Genomic DNA, 14,556 nt, shown 5'->3' on the forward strand with positions numbered 1-14,556 from the left:
TAAATAAACAATTCTAACTCTGGAGAGAAAAATGCATCCTATCGTCATTATCGGATCAGGCATGGCGGGTTATACCTTAGCACGTGAGTTTCGTAAGCTTAGCCCAGAGCAAGAACTTGTGATGATTTGTGCGGATGATGCAGTGAACTATGCAAAGCCAACATTATCAAATGCATTTGCAGGTAAAAAAGCACCTGAACAGATTGCTTTAGGTGATGCTGCTAAAATGGGTACCCAACTCAATATGCGTATTGAGCCTTTCACTTTTGTAAAAGAAATTTTAGCTGAACGTCATGAGCTTGTTCTTGAGAAAGATGGGGTAACTTCGAATCAACCCTATTCAAAACTGATTTTAGCGGTTGGTGCTAACCCAATTCGTCTTGCAATTGCAGGCGATGGTAGTGATGACATTCATGTCGTGAACTCGCTAATTGATTACCGTGCTTTCCGTGAAAATCTAGCTCAACGCAAAGACAAACGTGTTGTTATTTTGGGTGCCGGTTTAATTGGTTGTGAATTCGCCAATGACTTACTTCACAGTGAATATGACATTACTGTTATTGATTTAGCGCCTCAACCATTAGGTCGCTTATTGCCAAGCCATATTGCTTCTGCATTCCAGCAAAACCTCGAAGAAGCTGGTGTTAAATTTGCGTTAGGTACAACCGTTGAAAAAGTCAGCAAAATTAATAATGGCGAAGATTATGCAGTTACGCTCGCGAACGGCCAAACTTTAGTTGCTGACATCGTTCTTTCAGCCATTGGATTACAGCCAAATATTTCACTTGCTAAAAGCGCAGATATTCAAACAAGCCGTGGCATTATTACCAATAGTTTACTTGAAACAAATCAAGCCGATATTTATGCGATTGGCGATTGTGCAGAAGTAAATGGCACCCTACTTCCATATGTAATGCCGATTATGCAACAGGCTCGTGCTCTTGCTAAAACCCTCAGTGGACAACAAACTGCCGTGCATTACCCTGCTATGCCAGTAGCAGTAAAAACCCCAGCCGCTCCACTTACCGTTTTACCGGCACCAGTTGATGTAGAAGTGAACTGGGAAACAGAAGAGTTCGACGATGGTATGCTTGCTAAAGCAATTGACAATGAAGGAACATTGCGTGGTTTCGTATTGTTAGGTGCAACAGCAGGTAAACAACGCTTAACTTTAACAAAGCTTGTTCCAGATCTTATTCCAGCCCAAGCATAAGGTTTGAATCAGGAATATTCTTTTATGAGTATTCCTTTAAGGAATGAATAACATGAATAGCGCCTTACAGTTTAACGTTTCGCCGTATACATCTTTCATGCAAGAGACCAAAGTCAACTTAGGCAATGGTATTGAGCTACATGTAGAAGTTGGTGGAAAACCAGATCATCCAACCATTTTGCTGATTATGGGTCTTGGCGCCCAAATGCTTTTTTGGCCGGATTTCTTCTGTAAATCACTCATTGATCAAGGTTTTCGTGTTATTCGTTTTGATAACCGTGATATTGGCCTTTCTTCAAAAGTACGCCATGAAGGTAAGCGATTAAATACGGTTAAATTAATGGGTCGCTTTGCACTCGGGCTAAGTAATCAAGGCGCACCGTATACACTGCATGATATGGCAGATGACGTATCAATGCTCATTGACCGTTTAGGCGTGACTAAAACACATGTTATTGGTGCATCAATGGGCGGTATGATTGCTCAAATTCTTGCAGCAAAATATCCTGAAAAGGTTGAGAAATTGGGGCTCATGTTTACCAGTAATAATCAGCCTTTTTTACCTCCTCCTTTTCCGAAACAACTTTTGAGTTTAATTGGCAAACCCGAATCACGTGACGAAGATGGTATTGTTAATCACAGTTTAAAATTATTTCAATTGATTGGTTCACCTGGTTACGTCAACCAGATTGAAGCAATGCAAACTGCACGCAAACTTTATCAACGTAGCTATTATCCTGCTGGTGTACTTCAACAGTTTTTAGCAATATTATGTACAGGCTCCTTACTTCAACTGGACCGTGAAATTAAGCAACCTGCGTTAGTCTTGCATGGCTCTCGTGATCGCTTACTTCCACCTAGTCATGGTAAGGCTGTAGCAAAAGCAATTTCCGGTGCTAAGTTTGAATTAATTGATGGAATGGGGCATGATATCCCTGCACATTTTATTCCTCAGCTTAGCGGTTTATTTGCGCATCATTTTAAATCATCATACTAGGACACTATGGCTGCATTACCCTCACTAAGACAGCTATCATATTTAGTTACGTTGTCGGAAACTTTGCATTTTACTGAAGCAGCACGCCGCTCTTTTGTCACGCAATCGACGTTATCAGGCGGCATCATGGAGCTTGAACGATTGTTAGGTGGCGTTCTGGTAGAGCGTGACCGTCAGAATGTGCGTTTAACACCATTGGGTGAACAAGTTGTTGCTCGTGCCCGTGTATTACTAGCAGATGCTCAAGATTTAATGCGATTGAGCCGTGAAATGAGTGAACCGTTAACAGGTGATTTGCATTTGGGCGTTATCCCAACCATTGCACCTTTTATCCTGACACGGTTACTTGATGAAGTACATCAACAGTTACCTAAAATTCAGTTGCATCTGCATGAAGCTCAAAGTGAAAAAATTGTAGAGCGTCTAGAGCACGGTAATCTAGACATGATTGTTCTTGCTCTACCGTTTGATACTAGAGGCCTAAAAGTCGCTGAAATCTCGAAAGAAAATTTGTACCTTGTATGTAGTAAGCAAGATACAAATGCTTTGCAAGCAAACTCACTAGATGATCTTGATTTATCGAGATTAATTTTGCTTGAAGAAGGCCACTGTTTACGTGACCACGTTTTAAGTGCATGCCCTATCGGTGAACGTAAAAACGACAACCGTTTAAAAGCAAGCTCTTTACCAACTTTAGTTGAAATGGTTTCTTCTGATTTAGGTTTTACCCTTTTACCAGAAATTGCAATTGATAACAGTATGATCAAGTTTAATGATCAAATTACTGCAAAACCAATTGAAGATGCCCCGAGTCGCACTTTAGCATTAGTCACTCGTAAAAGTACGCCGCTACAAAGTGAATTTGACGTATTACTGCAAATTATGCAGAAAATCACGACAAACCTACATGAATAAAAAAAAGGAGTCTTCGGACTCCTTTTTGTTTTACTGAGCTGTAAGCGATGCCCACTTAAACACCCAAGCAGACGGCATATTCAAACTATTATCGGCAATAATTTTTCTCTAATAATTTGTGCGATAGCATAGTCATTGGCTGGGTCTATCATGACGCGTATTCCTTTAGTGGTTGAACTAGTCACGACCTTATAGCCTTTTGCTTCAAGCTGAGATTGAACCCGATTTGCTTTATTTTGATTAGCTGCTAGTGCAACCTGTACCATCCACTTTTTTTCACCATTTTCTAAAATTTCTTTAGCGATCGCAGCATCAAGTTGTTTTTTATTTTCAGAATTTTTCTTTTCTTCTAACTTCTTTGTGTGAACATCTTCAATTTTCTTTTGCGCTAAAAACTCATCTTGCTTTTGTTTTCTTTTCTGGATAATTATTGCTTTATTCGTTACTTCACTTTTTTTAGTTTTATCATTGGAAACGGGCGCAAAATAAGGATATATGGCTTGGTCATTAAAACTTTGAAAGACAATGATATCCCCATAACACTTCTGATCTGCGTAAGCAGTCACTGGCATTATCCCCAAAAGTATTTTAAAAAGTAAACTTCTAATAAAGCATTGCATCTTATTCATTTACCAAAGTTAAGTATATTTAATGCGGCGTATTAAAGTAGATTTCACATGATTTGTATATTTTTAAAATTCAATGTTTTATGCTAAAAATCACATATTTTAAAAACATTTTGCTATGCTTCAAATTATTATCGCTTACCCAACAACCATTTAGAAAAACTAACGAAATTACTTTGAATTTCAAAGAATTAAAAAGCCGACAAAATGTCGGCTTTTTAATGAGAGTTAAAAGTTCATTATTTAATAATTTCTAATAGTGCCCTTTGAGCATTATGTAGTTTTTCACCCTCTGCTGGCTCAGCACGTACCCAAGTACCATCTGACTGTAACAACCAAGCTTGCTGGTTATCTTGCAAATAGTTCACAAGTCCTTGTTGATAAATACGCTTTTTCAATGCAGGATCTTCAACAGGGAAACATGCTTCAACACGGTTAAATAAATTACGATCCATCCAGTCTGCGCTTGAGCAGTAAATACGTGCATCACCATTATTGCTAAAGTAATAAACACGAGTATGCTCAAGGAAACGTCCTACAATTGAGCGTACCCGAATATTTTCTGATAAGTTAGGTAAACCTGGACGTAAACAGCAAATAGAACGAATAATCAGGTCAATCTGAACACCCGCTTGAGATGCTTCATATAATTTATTGATCAATTGAACTTCCGTTAAGGCATTCACTTTCACAATAATTTGAGCTTTACGCCCAGCCTTAGCATTAGCAATTTCTTCATCAATGAAGTTGATGAGCTGAGCATGTAAGGTAAATGGCGCATGTAATAGCTTTTTCAATTTCGCCATTTTGCCCATACCTGTGAGTTCTTGGAATATGCGGTGCACGTCTTCACACAGGTCCTTGTCAGTCGTCATGAGACCATAGTCTGTATAAATTCGAGCATTCATCGCATGGTAGTTACCCGTTCCTAAATGAACATAACGCACCAGTTTGTTGTTTTCACGGCGTACGACCATAATCATTTTGGCGTGAGTTTTATAACCAACAATACCGTAAACAACAACAGCCCCCGCTTCTTGTAAAACGTTAGCGACTTCAATATTGGATTCTTCATCAAAGCGGGCACGTAATTCAATTACTGCAGTCACTTCTTTTCCATTACGTGCAGCTTCTGCCAAAATCTGTACAATTTCAGAGTCAGCACCACTACGGTAAAGCGTCTGCTTAATTGCCAATACTTGTGGATCGCGAGCAGCTTCACGAAGTAGCTGAATCACGGGTGCGAAAGATTCAAAAGGATGATGAAGCAAAATGTCTTGCTTCTGCATTGCAGAGAAAATGTTCTCGGTCTTTTTAAACACTTTAGGCACAACCGGCGTATGCGAGTCATAACGCAAATGAGGGCGTTTAAAATTTGAAACCAGACGAGCTAAGTTTACAGGTCCATCAACTTTGTATAACTGCTCATCGGTTAAATCAAATTCTTCCAATAAATACTCATAAATATGCTGTGGACAGTTATGAGTCACTTCTAAGCGAACCGCACGACCAAAACGTCGAGAACTTAATTCACCTTTTAAAGCTTTTGCTAAATCTTCAACATCTTCATTTAATGCTAAGTCAGCATTACGTGTAACACGGAATTGATAACATCCAGTTGCAGTCATTCCAGGGAATAAATCTGACACATGCTCATGGATAATTGCAGATAGCATAACGTGATGTTCTTTACCACCTGTTAACTCATCTGGCAGTCGAACCACGCGAGGTAATGAACGCGGTGCTGGTACCACGGCTAAATCAATTTGACGACCGAAAGCATCTTTACCTTCTAAGGTCACAATAAAGTTTAAACTTTTATTGACGAGACGTGGGAATGGATGCGCTGGATCTAAGCTAATTGGCGTTAATACAGGTGCAACTTGCTCTTGAAAATATTTTTTAATCCATGCCGACTGTGCTGGCGTTAACTCACCACGACGGAGAAAGCAAATATCTTCTTCACGTAACTTAGGTAAGATTTCTTCATTTAAAATACGATATTGACGTTCAATCGCAGCATGAGCAGTTTCAGAGATTTTTTGTAGAACTTGTCGTGGCGTCAATCCATCAGGGCTACGACTTTCATTACCAAGAGAAAATTGTTCCATTACCCCCGCAACACGAATTTCAAAGAATTCATCGAGATTACGTGAAAAAATGAGCAAGAAATTCATTCGCTCAAGTAATGGATGTAAAGGGTCTACCGCTTGCTCCAATACACGCAAATGGAAGTCAAGAATAGACAATTCACGATTTATATAACGGTCATTATAACTATATTCTGTTGGGGTCGTTGGTGTAATCGCTGTATTCATGTCTAACTCAATTCTCTATCCAGCCAAAATCTCTATAAAACAGTATGCTGCAAAAATATGACAATTTGGTAAAAACTAAAAAATTAACACATCTTTAAACATCATTATTCAGGAATCTGGGTGCTATTCATATAACGTAAAATAACGCGTTTTCTATATTGTAGTTTACGATCGTTGCGGTGATCTTGGTAATATTTCGGATCTGGCAATAACGCGGCTAAAAAAGCAGCTTGTTCACGTGTTAAGCTTCTCGCACTTTTACCATAATAATATTGCGCGGCTGCTTCTACACCATAGCGATTTTTGCCAAATTCAACGGAGTTCATATACACCTCAAGAATTCGGCGTTTTGACCACATTCGCTCCATCATCCATGTTGCGATAGTTTCTTGGCCTTTACGAATAAACGAACGCTTGTTGTATAAAAACAAGTTCTTTGCAAGTTGCTGAGACACAGTAGATCCACCAGCAACCACTTCACCTTTTTCATTATTGCGCTCTAGAGCAAAACGAATACCATCCCAATCAAAGCCATGATGATAAATAAACTTTGCGTCCTCTCCTGCTAAAATCGCATGTTTGAAATTGTCACTAATATCATCATAGTCAAGCCATTCATGAATAATCGGCTCTGAGGTATCTGACCAATAATCTAATCGCATAAACATGGTGGTATCAACCTCATGTGTACGCCACCAAACCAAACTTGAGAAAATCCAAAGTTGAATAAGGAGAATTGCCCCAATAAAAATTAACAACACGCGAACAATAAAAGCTTTCATGTTCGTCCTGATCTCCTGTATTCAACTTTTTTCATGTTAAGCTGTTAAGCATGTTCATATATAACAAAAGCATAGCATGACTCAATATCAGCCTCCGCACATTAATCGTAAACTCAATGTACAAACTTGGTGGCTGACCGCCTTATTGATCTTGATTAATGTAGGTTTGTTTGTCTGGCAAATTGCAACTGGTGTCGATATTAGCGACCCAGCCATGAAAGATGCTATTCATTGGGGGGCAGATTTTACCCCACTTACTTTTACTGGGCAGCCCGAACGCCTATTTACCAGCATGTTTTTTCATTTTGGTCTTGTTCACCTCATGCTTAACATGTGGGCCCTCTATATTTTTGGTAATGTTGCTGAGTCACTATTTGGCCGCTTCTATTTTATAGGCATGTATTTACTTGCTGGCTTATTCGGTAGTCTTTTAAGTAGTTATATGACGATTCAAAATGGACATGAATTACTGCAACATTTTGACCCAAGCTTACTTCCGCATGTCAGTGCAGGTGCTTCAGGTGCCGTGATGGGATTAGGTGCTGCGTTAACCGTTCTTTCCTTATTTCCACCGCTTTCACATCAAGCCTACATACTCGATAAAAAAGCATTATTAATGATTATGGCCATCAACCTTGTTTTTGGTTTTGTCGCAACGGGTATTAATAATGCCGCGCATATTGGCGGCATGATTATTGGAGCATTCCTTGCGCTAATGTGGTACTTAAGCTATGTCAGCAAGTTAAAAACTATACTTAAAATTTTCGGCTTATTAGGCGCAGTAATTATTACAGGTGGTTTTTATATGTACTGTGTACAAATCAACTCACCATTACTTCCGCTATGGCATGAAATCATCATCCAGAACCCTGATATTATTCCTTAAACTACAATTGGTTTAATTCTCTTAAACTTTGTAAAGGTGGTAAATTACAGAGATAGCCTAGTCGATAACGACCAATCAAGGCACAAACCAGCATCATGCCAAGAGGTAAAATCAGCCATATTTCAATATGCCACTGTATTGCCATATTCATTTTATAACTTGCGATCGCACTAATCACTTCTGCAAAACAGCAGGCAACTATGCCTGCTAACAGACCTAAAAACCCAATCTCAAAACTGAGCATTTGCTTCATTTTATTTTTAGATAAACCAAATGAGCGTAGTAAAGCAACTTCACGGCGTCGCTCATCCATTAATAAATTTAGACAAGCAATTAAAACGAGTATTCCAGAAAAACCGACTAATGCCGCTAGAACAGTTACTATTTTGACCAAAACATTCATTAAGCGCTTTACTTCATCTAAAATCCGATCAACATCAATAAATACGGTATTTGAGAACTGCTGAATAATATTGATCATTTTTGGTTGATCTTGCTTAGGCACATAGAAACTACCTAAATAACTTCCAGCATTTTCGTCTAAGGTTTTAGGTGAAAAAATAAAGAAAAAGTTAGGGCTAAAACTTTCCCACTCTACGCTCCGGAAATTCACAACTTTGGCCTGCAAGGTCCCTTCTGGCAGACTAAAGGTAAGTTTGTCTCCAATTTGGATTCCTAAACTTTCGGCAGTTTTACTTTCAACTGAAACTTGCCCTACATCATTAAATTGAGTTTGACCATTTGTAATGACATTGTCATTTGGTAGTAGATTTGATTGAGTCAAATTCAGTTCACGGCGCAAAGAATTGTTTTGCTTTATAGCCTCTTCTGAAAAAGGCACATCATTCTTGGCTACCAGTCGGCCACGAATATTTGGATATAACGGTGTGCTTTGCCAACCATGTTGCTTTAACTGTTGCTCAAAGGCTTTTAAATCGAATGGAGGCAATCCATAAACAAATTGATTCGGTGTTCCTTCGGGAAGTTGTTGTTGCCAACGCTCCAATAAATCTGTTCTTAATACACTGAGTACCGTAATGAGGCTTAAGCCTAAAGCCAATGCGGTAATTTGTAAGGCACTCTGTGATGGGGAACGAATATAAAAAGACAAACGATTTTTCAGCTTTTTTAAGCTACGAAGCAATAGCCAAACAACGGTATAAAGCAAAATACAAAGAACAATAATGGCTGCCAAAACCAGAATGCTGAGCATTAAGTTTTCGCTCAACACCAAACTAAAAACGATCAGGCTACTAATGCCAGCAAAAAACATAAAGAATAAAGATTTGCGAGATTTGGCTTGCTCGCGAATAACACGGATGGGAGGAGTATTTAACAATTCCCAAATGCTTGGCAAAATAAAACCAAGCAGTACGATCACACTCGTAAAAATAGCAATTGGTAAAGGTCCAACTAAAAGTGGTATGACCGAAAAACTTAGCTCTAATTGAGGTATTAATTGCAGCATAAGCTGGAGCAGGCCATAACCCATAATTAAACCTAATAGACTGCCCAACACAATTGAAATCGCACTGACAACACTAAGTAATCCAATATATGCCCACAAGATTTGGAACTTACTGGCTCCTAAGCATCTGATCAGCGCAATATGATCTTGGTTTTGTTGCACATAACGTTGACTCGTTAGAGCGATGGCAATACCACATAATAAAATCGTTAAAATATTAGCTAATTGCAAAAAGGTATCTAGGTTTTCAAGCGGACGTAATAATCTACTGTTTGATTCACTTGCATCACGCAAACGTAAACCCGTAGTTTCATCTGCATCTTTAGCTGTTTGATGCTGTTGCTTAAATTGCTTTGAAAATGTCTGAACCTGTTCAGGGCTACCCGCCATCAATAAACGATAGTCAATTCTACTCCCTGTCTGAATCGCATGAGTCTTAGCAATATCAGCTTGATGAATAATAACGGTTGGAGAAAAGCCTGAAAAACCGAGTTCCTGATTTGAATCACGCAAAATCACGCCACTAAAATGGAAGCTGCCATCAGCAATAGAAACAGTATCTCCTCGCTTTACTTTAAGTAAATCGGCTGCTCTTTGACTTAGCCAAACTTCACCAGATTGAATCGCTTTAGCGTTTGGTTCAATTTCCAACTGTCCTCTGAGTGGAAATAAAGGCTCAATTGCCTTTACATTCACCATGACAAACTGATCTTGTGTATGAGCCATCGAGCTAAATATCGTGACATTAGTTTGTTTTAAACCAAGCTGCTCTGCCCTTTTTTTCCACGACTGTTCGATAGGCTCATTATTCGACAGAACTAAATCAGCACCTAGCATTTGAGAAGCTTGCAGACTTACTGCATTTTTAACTTGGTCGTTACTAAATTTCAGGGCAGTTGTTGCACTGATCGCAAGCGATAAAGCAATAATGAGTAGATATAATCCACCAGTACGAAAGCTTTGTAGCAACAGAGGCTTAAGAAGATTACGCATAGTTTAACCACCCTGTACTGTCTTTAGTCGTCCATCATCTAACTCAACATGACGCTGACATAGGGTTGCTAAATTACGATCGTGGGTCACCAAAATCAGAGTCGTACCTAACTCTCGGTTTAAATCAAAGAGTAAGCTTTCGATTTCTTGAGCCGTCTGACCATCTAGGTTTCCAGTCGGTTCATCCGCAAAAATAATTTGTGGTTCTGCGATAAGAGCGCGTGCAATTGCCACACGTTGTTGCTCGCCACCAGATAAGACTTTAGGCGTTTGTTCAACTTGACGACTCAGCCCTACTCGATGCAACCAATCTAAAGCTTTTTTCTCAGCTGTTTTATAATCAAAGTCTTTACGTAATCGTAAAGGTAACATCACATTTTCAAGCGCACTCAACTGAGGCAGAAGTTGAAAAGACTGAAATACAAAACCAATATGCTGCATTCTGATTTGGGCACGTTGTTCCTCTGTTAACTGATGAACAGCTTGACCACACAACCAGACTTCGCCTTCAGACGGTTGATCTAAAGTCGCCAAAATTCCTAGTAAGGTTGATTTACCTGAGCCGGAACGTCCCGTAATTGCTACCTGTTCCCCTTCAAAAATCTCTAAATCAATATCTTTTAAAATCGTAAACTGATTTTGGTTAATCTGAATAGTTTGTGTAACTTGATGGGCAGCAATGATGGGTTGTGGCATGATGTGAAAAGTCCTATGTATTCAGAATCAGGGTCGAAGTACAAATGTATAAATCTTTTTTGATTGGTTCTAAAAGCATCATGCTTATCTCATTAAGTATGCTGCCTATGCTTGTATCGGCGAAAACTATTTTAATTTTAGGAGATAGTATTAGTGCCGGTTACGGAATTGATCCCAAACAAGGTTGGGTACAATTACTGCAAAAACGCTTAGACCAACAGTATCCCAAACAACACAAAGTGGTCAATGCAAGTGTTAGTGGAGAAACGACTAGCGGTGCTTTAGCTCGATTACCTAAATTATTGCAGACCTATAAGCCCAATGTGGTCGTGATTGAATTAGGCGGGAATGACGGCTTGCGTGGTCAACCGCCTCAAATGATCCAAAAGAATTTGGATCAGCTCATTCAGTTAAGCCAAAAACAAAAAGCCAAAGTTATTCTTTTTGGTATGAAAATTCCGCCAAATTATGGGGCTGCGTATAGCAAAGCTTTTGAAAATAACTATAAAGTTGTCAGCCAAAAATATCAGGTGAAATTACTTCCGTTTTTTCTAGATGGTGTTGCTGGTCAAAAACAGCTTATGCAAAATGACTTAATTCATCCAAATGCTCAAGCACAGTCAAAACTAGTTAATTTAGCTTATCCATATATAAAAGGTGCCCTATAGGCACCTTTTAGTTTTAAATATTTTATTTTGATCAGAAATCAAAAAAAGTAACTTCACCAGTTTCAAGTGAATATTCTGCACCAACAACAATCAACTCACCTTTTTCAATCAAGCTTTCAAGCACACTTGAACCATGACGTAATTGATTGACCGAAGCAAAAACGTTTGAACGTACCGCATGACATGAAAGTTTTTTCAAATCATTTTTCAAATCAGTCTGCATTAAAATTTCAACTGATGGGCGAACACGGTTCACAATCGACATTAAGTTAGATGATGGCGGTTGATCAGGGTTCATTAACGTATCAATTGTTGCCTGAATTGCGCCACAATGACTGTGTCCTAATACAACTACAACCGGGCAGTCATAACGCTCTGCCGCGAACTCGACACTACCGACTTGTGAAGGTGCAACCACATTACCTGCAACACGAATTACGAATAAGTCACCAAGACCTTGATCAAATACCATTTCTGCTGGAACACGAGAATCTGAGCAGCCTAATACAATTGCAAACGGATTTTGATCCTTGGCCATTTCAGCACGTTCATGATGCGATAAGGTTTTTGCAAGGGAAGTATTTCCATTTACAAATCGTTGATTACCAGCTTTCAGACGATCTAAAACTTCTTGCGCAGTAGGCATTTTATATTTCCATTGTTTTTTCAAGGTTAGAAATCATTTTAATGTGTCAAAATTTGAATGTCACTGACAAAAAATAAATCCTTTGTCATGAAAAAAATGAAAAATACGTCATCTTATTTAATGTAGATTTTATAGCAAATTCCCTGCTATTTAGCGAAAAAATAGACATACTTTGGTTGTTGGATTGACTATAATTTTCTTCATTCCAAACATTTGGCAAATGACTCATTGGCAAAGTTTTTCAATAATTTTTCAAACTCGCTTAAGCATCAAGGATGAAATCTATGGCAAGGCTGTCCACATCAATTAAAGCCTCTATGAAAAAAACTGCTACCGCCCTGACTTTGGCTTGTAGCGTATTGTCAGTCATGAGCATTTCCCAAGTGCAGGCAGCCGATAATATTGATGTCAGCTTTCAAACAATATTACAGCAAGAGCGTAGTTGGGCCGGACTACAAAGCAAAAGTCTAAAGGTCGGCGATATCACTTGGTCGTATAGTGAAGGTGGCTCTAGCACAAAGCCTACTTTACTACTCATTCATGGTTTAGCGGGCAGTCGTGATAACTGGAACCGAGTGGCTCGTTATCTCACCACAAACTACCATGTTATTATTCCGGATTTACCGGGTAGCGGTGAAACTATCGTTTCTCAAGACTTTGACTATTCGGTTCCGAATCTTGCAGAAAAATTACGTCGATTTGTGGAAGCTGCAAATTTAAAAGGCCCAATCCATATTGCTGGACATTCACTCGGCGGCTCTATTGCCCTACTCTATGCTGGACAATACCCATTTGAAACAAAAAGTCTATTCTTGGTAGATAGCGGCGGTATTTTTCGTTCAGCCAACACAATTTATCTCAAAGATCCAACCTATCTAAAACAACTTTTAGTATCTAAAAAAGGCGACTTTAATTATTTATTAAAACAAACCATGTTTAATCCTCCATTTATTCCTAAAGAGTTTTTGCAAGCTCAAGAAAAATTGATGATTGATCAGGCGCCTCAAACACAAAAACTGGTTGATCAACTAATTGCACTTAATAAGGTTTATACGCCAGATTCATTTGCAGTACTTACCAAAACAATTGATGCACCGACGCTCATTTTATGGGGTAAACAAGATAAAATTATTAATGTCGAAGTCGCAAGTGAACTAAAACGACTTTTAAAGAATGCTCAGCCTCCTGTTATTTTAGAAAATGTAGGCCATATGCCAATATTGGAAGCTGAACAGTTGGTTATGCAACAATATCTACCGTTTTTACTTAAAGTAGAAACAAATCAGTCTTTAAAAACGACTACGCCTTAAATAAAACTTCAAACTTGTGAGACCTTATGTCTACCCAACCACTTATTGAAAAACTTATTGAAGCTCATCTAGATTTTTTAGATGAGCAATTTGCTCAGACTCAGGTGATTCAACAAGAGTTTGAGCAGTTTTATCATTGGTTGGGGAGTCGGCAATTACAACATCTGTGGACTTTTGAACAAATTCAAAAGCTCATTCAGAAGCAGATTTTAAACACGCCTGCTTCTAATTTTCTGATTGAACAAATTGCTGAGCATATTCGCTTTGCATTGATCCATCCTGCAAATGACACGGCAACTGTTGAAGATGTTATTCCTGTTCTAACGATTGACCGAATTGCACAATACGTTGCAAGTAAAGAAGAGCACCGTAAAAAACTGATTAAAACGATTGTGAATAACCCTGCCTTTTCAGCCCTGCTAACGCAACTAATTCAGCAAACAATGCATGATTATTTAGATGAATCAATGTCAAAGCGTGTACCAGGTGTAGGTCGTTTCATGAAAATGGGTAAATCTGTTTTAGAAACAGTAACTGACTCAAATCTGGACGACACGATTAATCATTATTTGCAAAAGAATATTTTAAAATTAAGCCAGATGAGTGAGCGTGTTTTAAATCAACATTTTGACAATGATAAGCTCTACCATTTTCAGGCAAATGTTTGGCATAAAGTTAAAGCCATGCCGCTTTCTGTTTTAAAAAATTATGTAGAGGTTCAGGATTTATCAAAAACTGTGGGTTTAGGGTATGAAATCTGGGACTACATTCGTCAAACCGATTATTTAAAACAACAAGTACATGACGGCATTTATACTTGGTATGTCCGTAATCAGGAACGTAATTTTCACTTGTTACTTCGTGACCTCAATATTGACGAAAGTTTAGTGAAGCATGAACTGACCGCATTGCTTGTACCCGTACTACAACAATTAGTCACAACCGGACATTTAAGACGCCGTGCCCGTATTTACCTGGAAAAGTTTTATTATTCTGAAAAAACATTAGATATTTTAAATAACAAAGGCGCTTAAAGCG

At 38.6% G+C, this 14,556-nt stretch carries 12 protein-coding genes and 2 pseudogenes; 8 read left to right on the top strand and 6 right to left on the bottom strand.

The window, feature by feature from the left end; genetic code table 11:
* The first annotated feature begins 31 nt into the window (after window positions 1-31).
* Genes rubB through oxyR form a run of 3 tightly spaced genes read left to right on the top strand, consistent with a single transcriptional unit; the run spans window position 32 to window position 3,125 of the window.
* Complete coding sequence (gene rubB / locus SOI76_RS13480; RefSeq protein WP_104079341.1) at window positions 32-1,213, top strand: rubredoxin reductase RubB; 1,182 nt, start codon at window positions 32-34, stop codon at window positions 1,211-1,213.
* A gap of 52 nt (window positions 1,214-1,265) precedes the next feature.
* Complete coding sequence (gene estB / locus SOI76_RS13485) at window positions 1,266-2,210, top strand: esterase EstB (RefSeq protein WP_104079340.1); 945 nt, start codon at window positions 1,266-1,268, stop codon at window positions 2,208-2,210.
* 6 nt (window positions 2,211-2,216) lie between these two features.
* Window positions 2,217-3,125 (top strand): LysR family transcriptional regulator OxyR, encoded by a 909-nt coding sequence (gene oxyR, locus SOI76_RS13490; protein ID WP_005070616.1) that lies wholly within the window; start codon window positions 2,217-2,219, stop codon window positions 3,123-3,125.
* 30 nt (window positions 3,126-3,155) lie between these two features.
* Here the strand turns inward: oxyR and SOI76_RS13495 are convergent.
* Window positions 3,156-3,745: pseudogene (locus SOI76_RS13495) on the bottom strand (SPOR domain-containing protein).
* A 57-nt stretch (window positions 3,746-3,802) separates the two neighbouring features.
* On the opposite strand from SOI76_RS13495, the pseudogene SOI76_RS13500 reads away from it, so the two are divergent.
* A pseudogene (locus SOI76_RS13500) lies at window positions 3,803-3,931 on the top strand (hypothetical protein).
* Window positions 3,932-3,990: 59 nt separating this feature from the next.
* Here the strand turns inward: SOI76_RS13500 and ppk1 are convergent.
* Together ppk1 and mtgA are read right to left on the bottom strand one after the other, a co-directional pair.
* Window positions 3,991-6,069, bottom strand: a complete 2,079-nt coding sequence (gene ppk1 / locus SOI76_RS13505) for a polyphosphate kinase 1 (protein ID WP_032054904.1) — start codon at window positions 6,067-6,069, stop codon at window positions 3,991-3,993.
* Window positions 6,070-6,173: 104 nt separating this feature from the next.
* Window positions 6,174-6,851 (bottom strand): monofunctional biosynthetic peptidoglycan transglycosylase, encoded by a 678-nt coding sequence (gene mtgA, locus SOI76_RS13510; protein ID WP_104079339.1) that lies wholly within the window; start codon window positions 6,849-6,851, stop codon window positions 6,174-6,176.
* A gap of 76 nt (window positions 6,852-6,927) precedes the next feature.
* Between mtgA and aarA the strand changes: the two genes are divergently transcribed.
* Entirely contained in the window at window positions 6,928-7,737 is an 810-nt protein-coding gene (gene aarA, locus SOI76_RS13515; protein ID WP_104079338.1) for a rhomboid family intramembrane serine protease, read from the top strand.
* Window position 7,738: 1 nt separating this feature from the next.
* On the opposite strand, the gene SOI76_RS13520 is transcribed toward aarA, so the two are convergent.
* Together SOI76_RS13520 and ybbA are read right to left on the bottom strand one after the other, a co-directional pair.
* Entirely contained in the window at window positions 7,739-10,198 is a 2,460-nt protein-coding gene (locus SOI76_RS13520) for an ABC transporter permease (RefSeq protein WP_104079337.1), read from the bottom strand.
* Window positions 10,199-10,201: 3 nt separating this feature from the next.
* Window positions 10,202-10,894, bottom strand: a complete 693-nt coding sequence (gene ybbA, locus SOI76_RS13525; RefSeq protein ID WP_005802976.1) for an ABC transporter ATP-binding protein — start codon at window positions 10,892-10,894, stop codon at window positions 10,202-10,204.
* A gap of 44 nt (window positions 10,895-10,938) precedes the next feature.
* Between ybbA and tesA the strand changes: the two genes are divergently transcribed.
* On the top strand, window positions 10,939-11,562 hold the full coding sequence (gene tesA, locus SOI76_RS13530) for an arylesterase (protein WP_016144624.1): 624 nt from the start codon (window positions 10,939-10,941) through the stop codon (window positions 11,560-11,562).
* A gap of 31 nt (window positions 11,563-11,593) precedes the next feature.
* On the opposite strand, the gene cynT is transcribed toward tesA, so the two are convergent.
* Window positions 11,594-12,208 (bottom strand): carbonic anhydrase, encoded by a 615-nt coding sequence (cynT, locus tag SOI76_RS13535; RefSeq protein ID WP_032054910.1) that lies wholly within the window; start codon window positions 12,206-12,208, stop codon window positions 11,594-11,596.
* A gap of 284 nt (window positions 12,209-12,492) precedes the next feature.
* Between cynT and SOI76_RS13540 the strand changes: the two genes are divergently transcribed.
* Window positions 12,493-13,518: an alpha/beta fold hydrolase gene (locus SOI76_RS13540; protein WP_104079336.1), complete on the top strand. Its 1,026-nt coding sequence runs from the start codon at window positions 12,493-12,495 to the stop codon at window positions 13,516-13,518.
* 26 nt (window positions 13,519-13,544) lie between these two features.
* Entirely contained in the window at window positions 13,545-14,552 is a 1,008-nt protein-coding gene (locus SOI76_RS13545) for a hypothetical protein (RefSeq protein WP_104079335.1), read from the top strand.
* Window positions 14,553-14,556: the final 4 nt, after the last annotated feature.

The organism is Acinetobacter pittii (assembly GCF_034064985.1).
Classification (GTDB): Bacteria; Pseudomonadota; Gammaproteobacteria; order Pseudomonadales; family Moraxellaceae; genus Acinetobacter; species Acinetobacter pittii_H.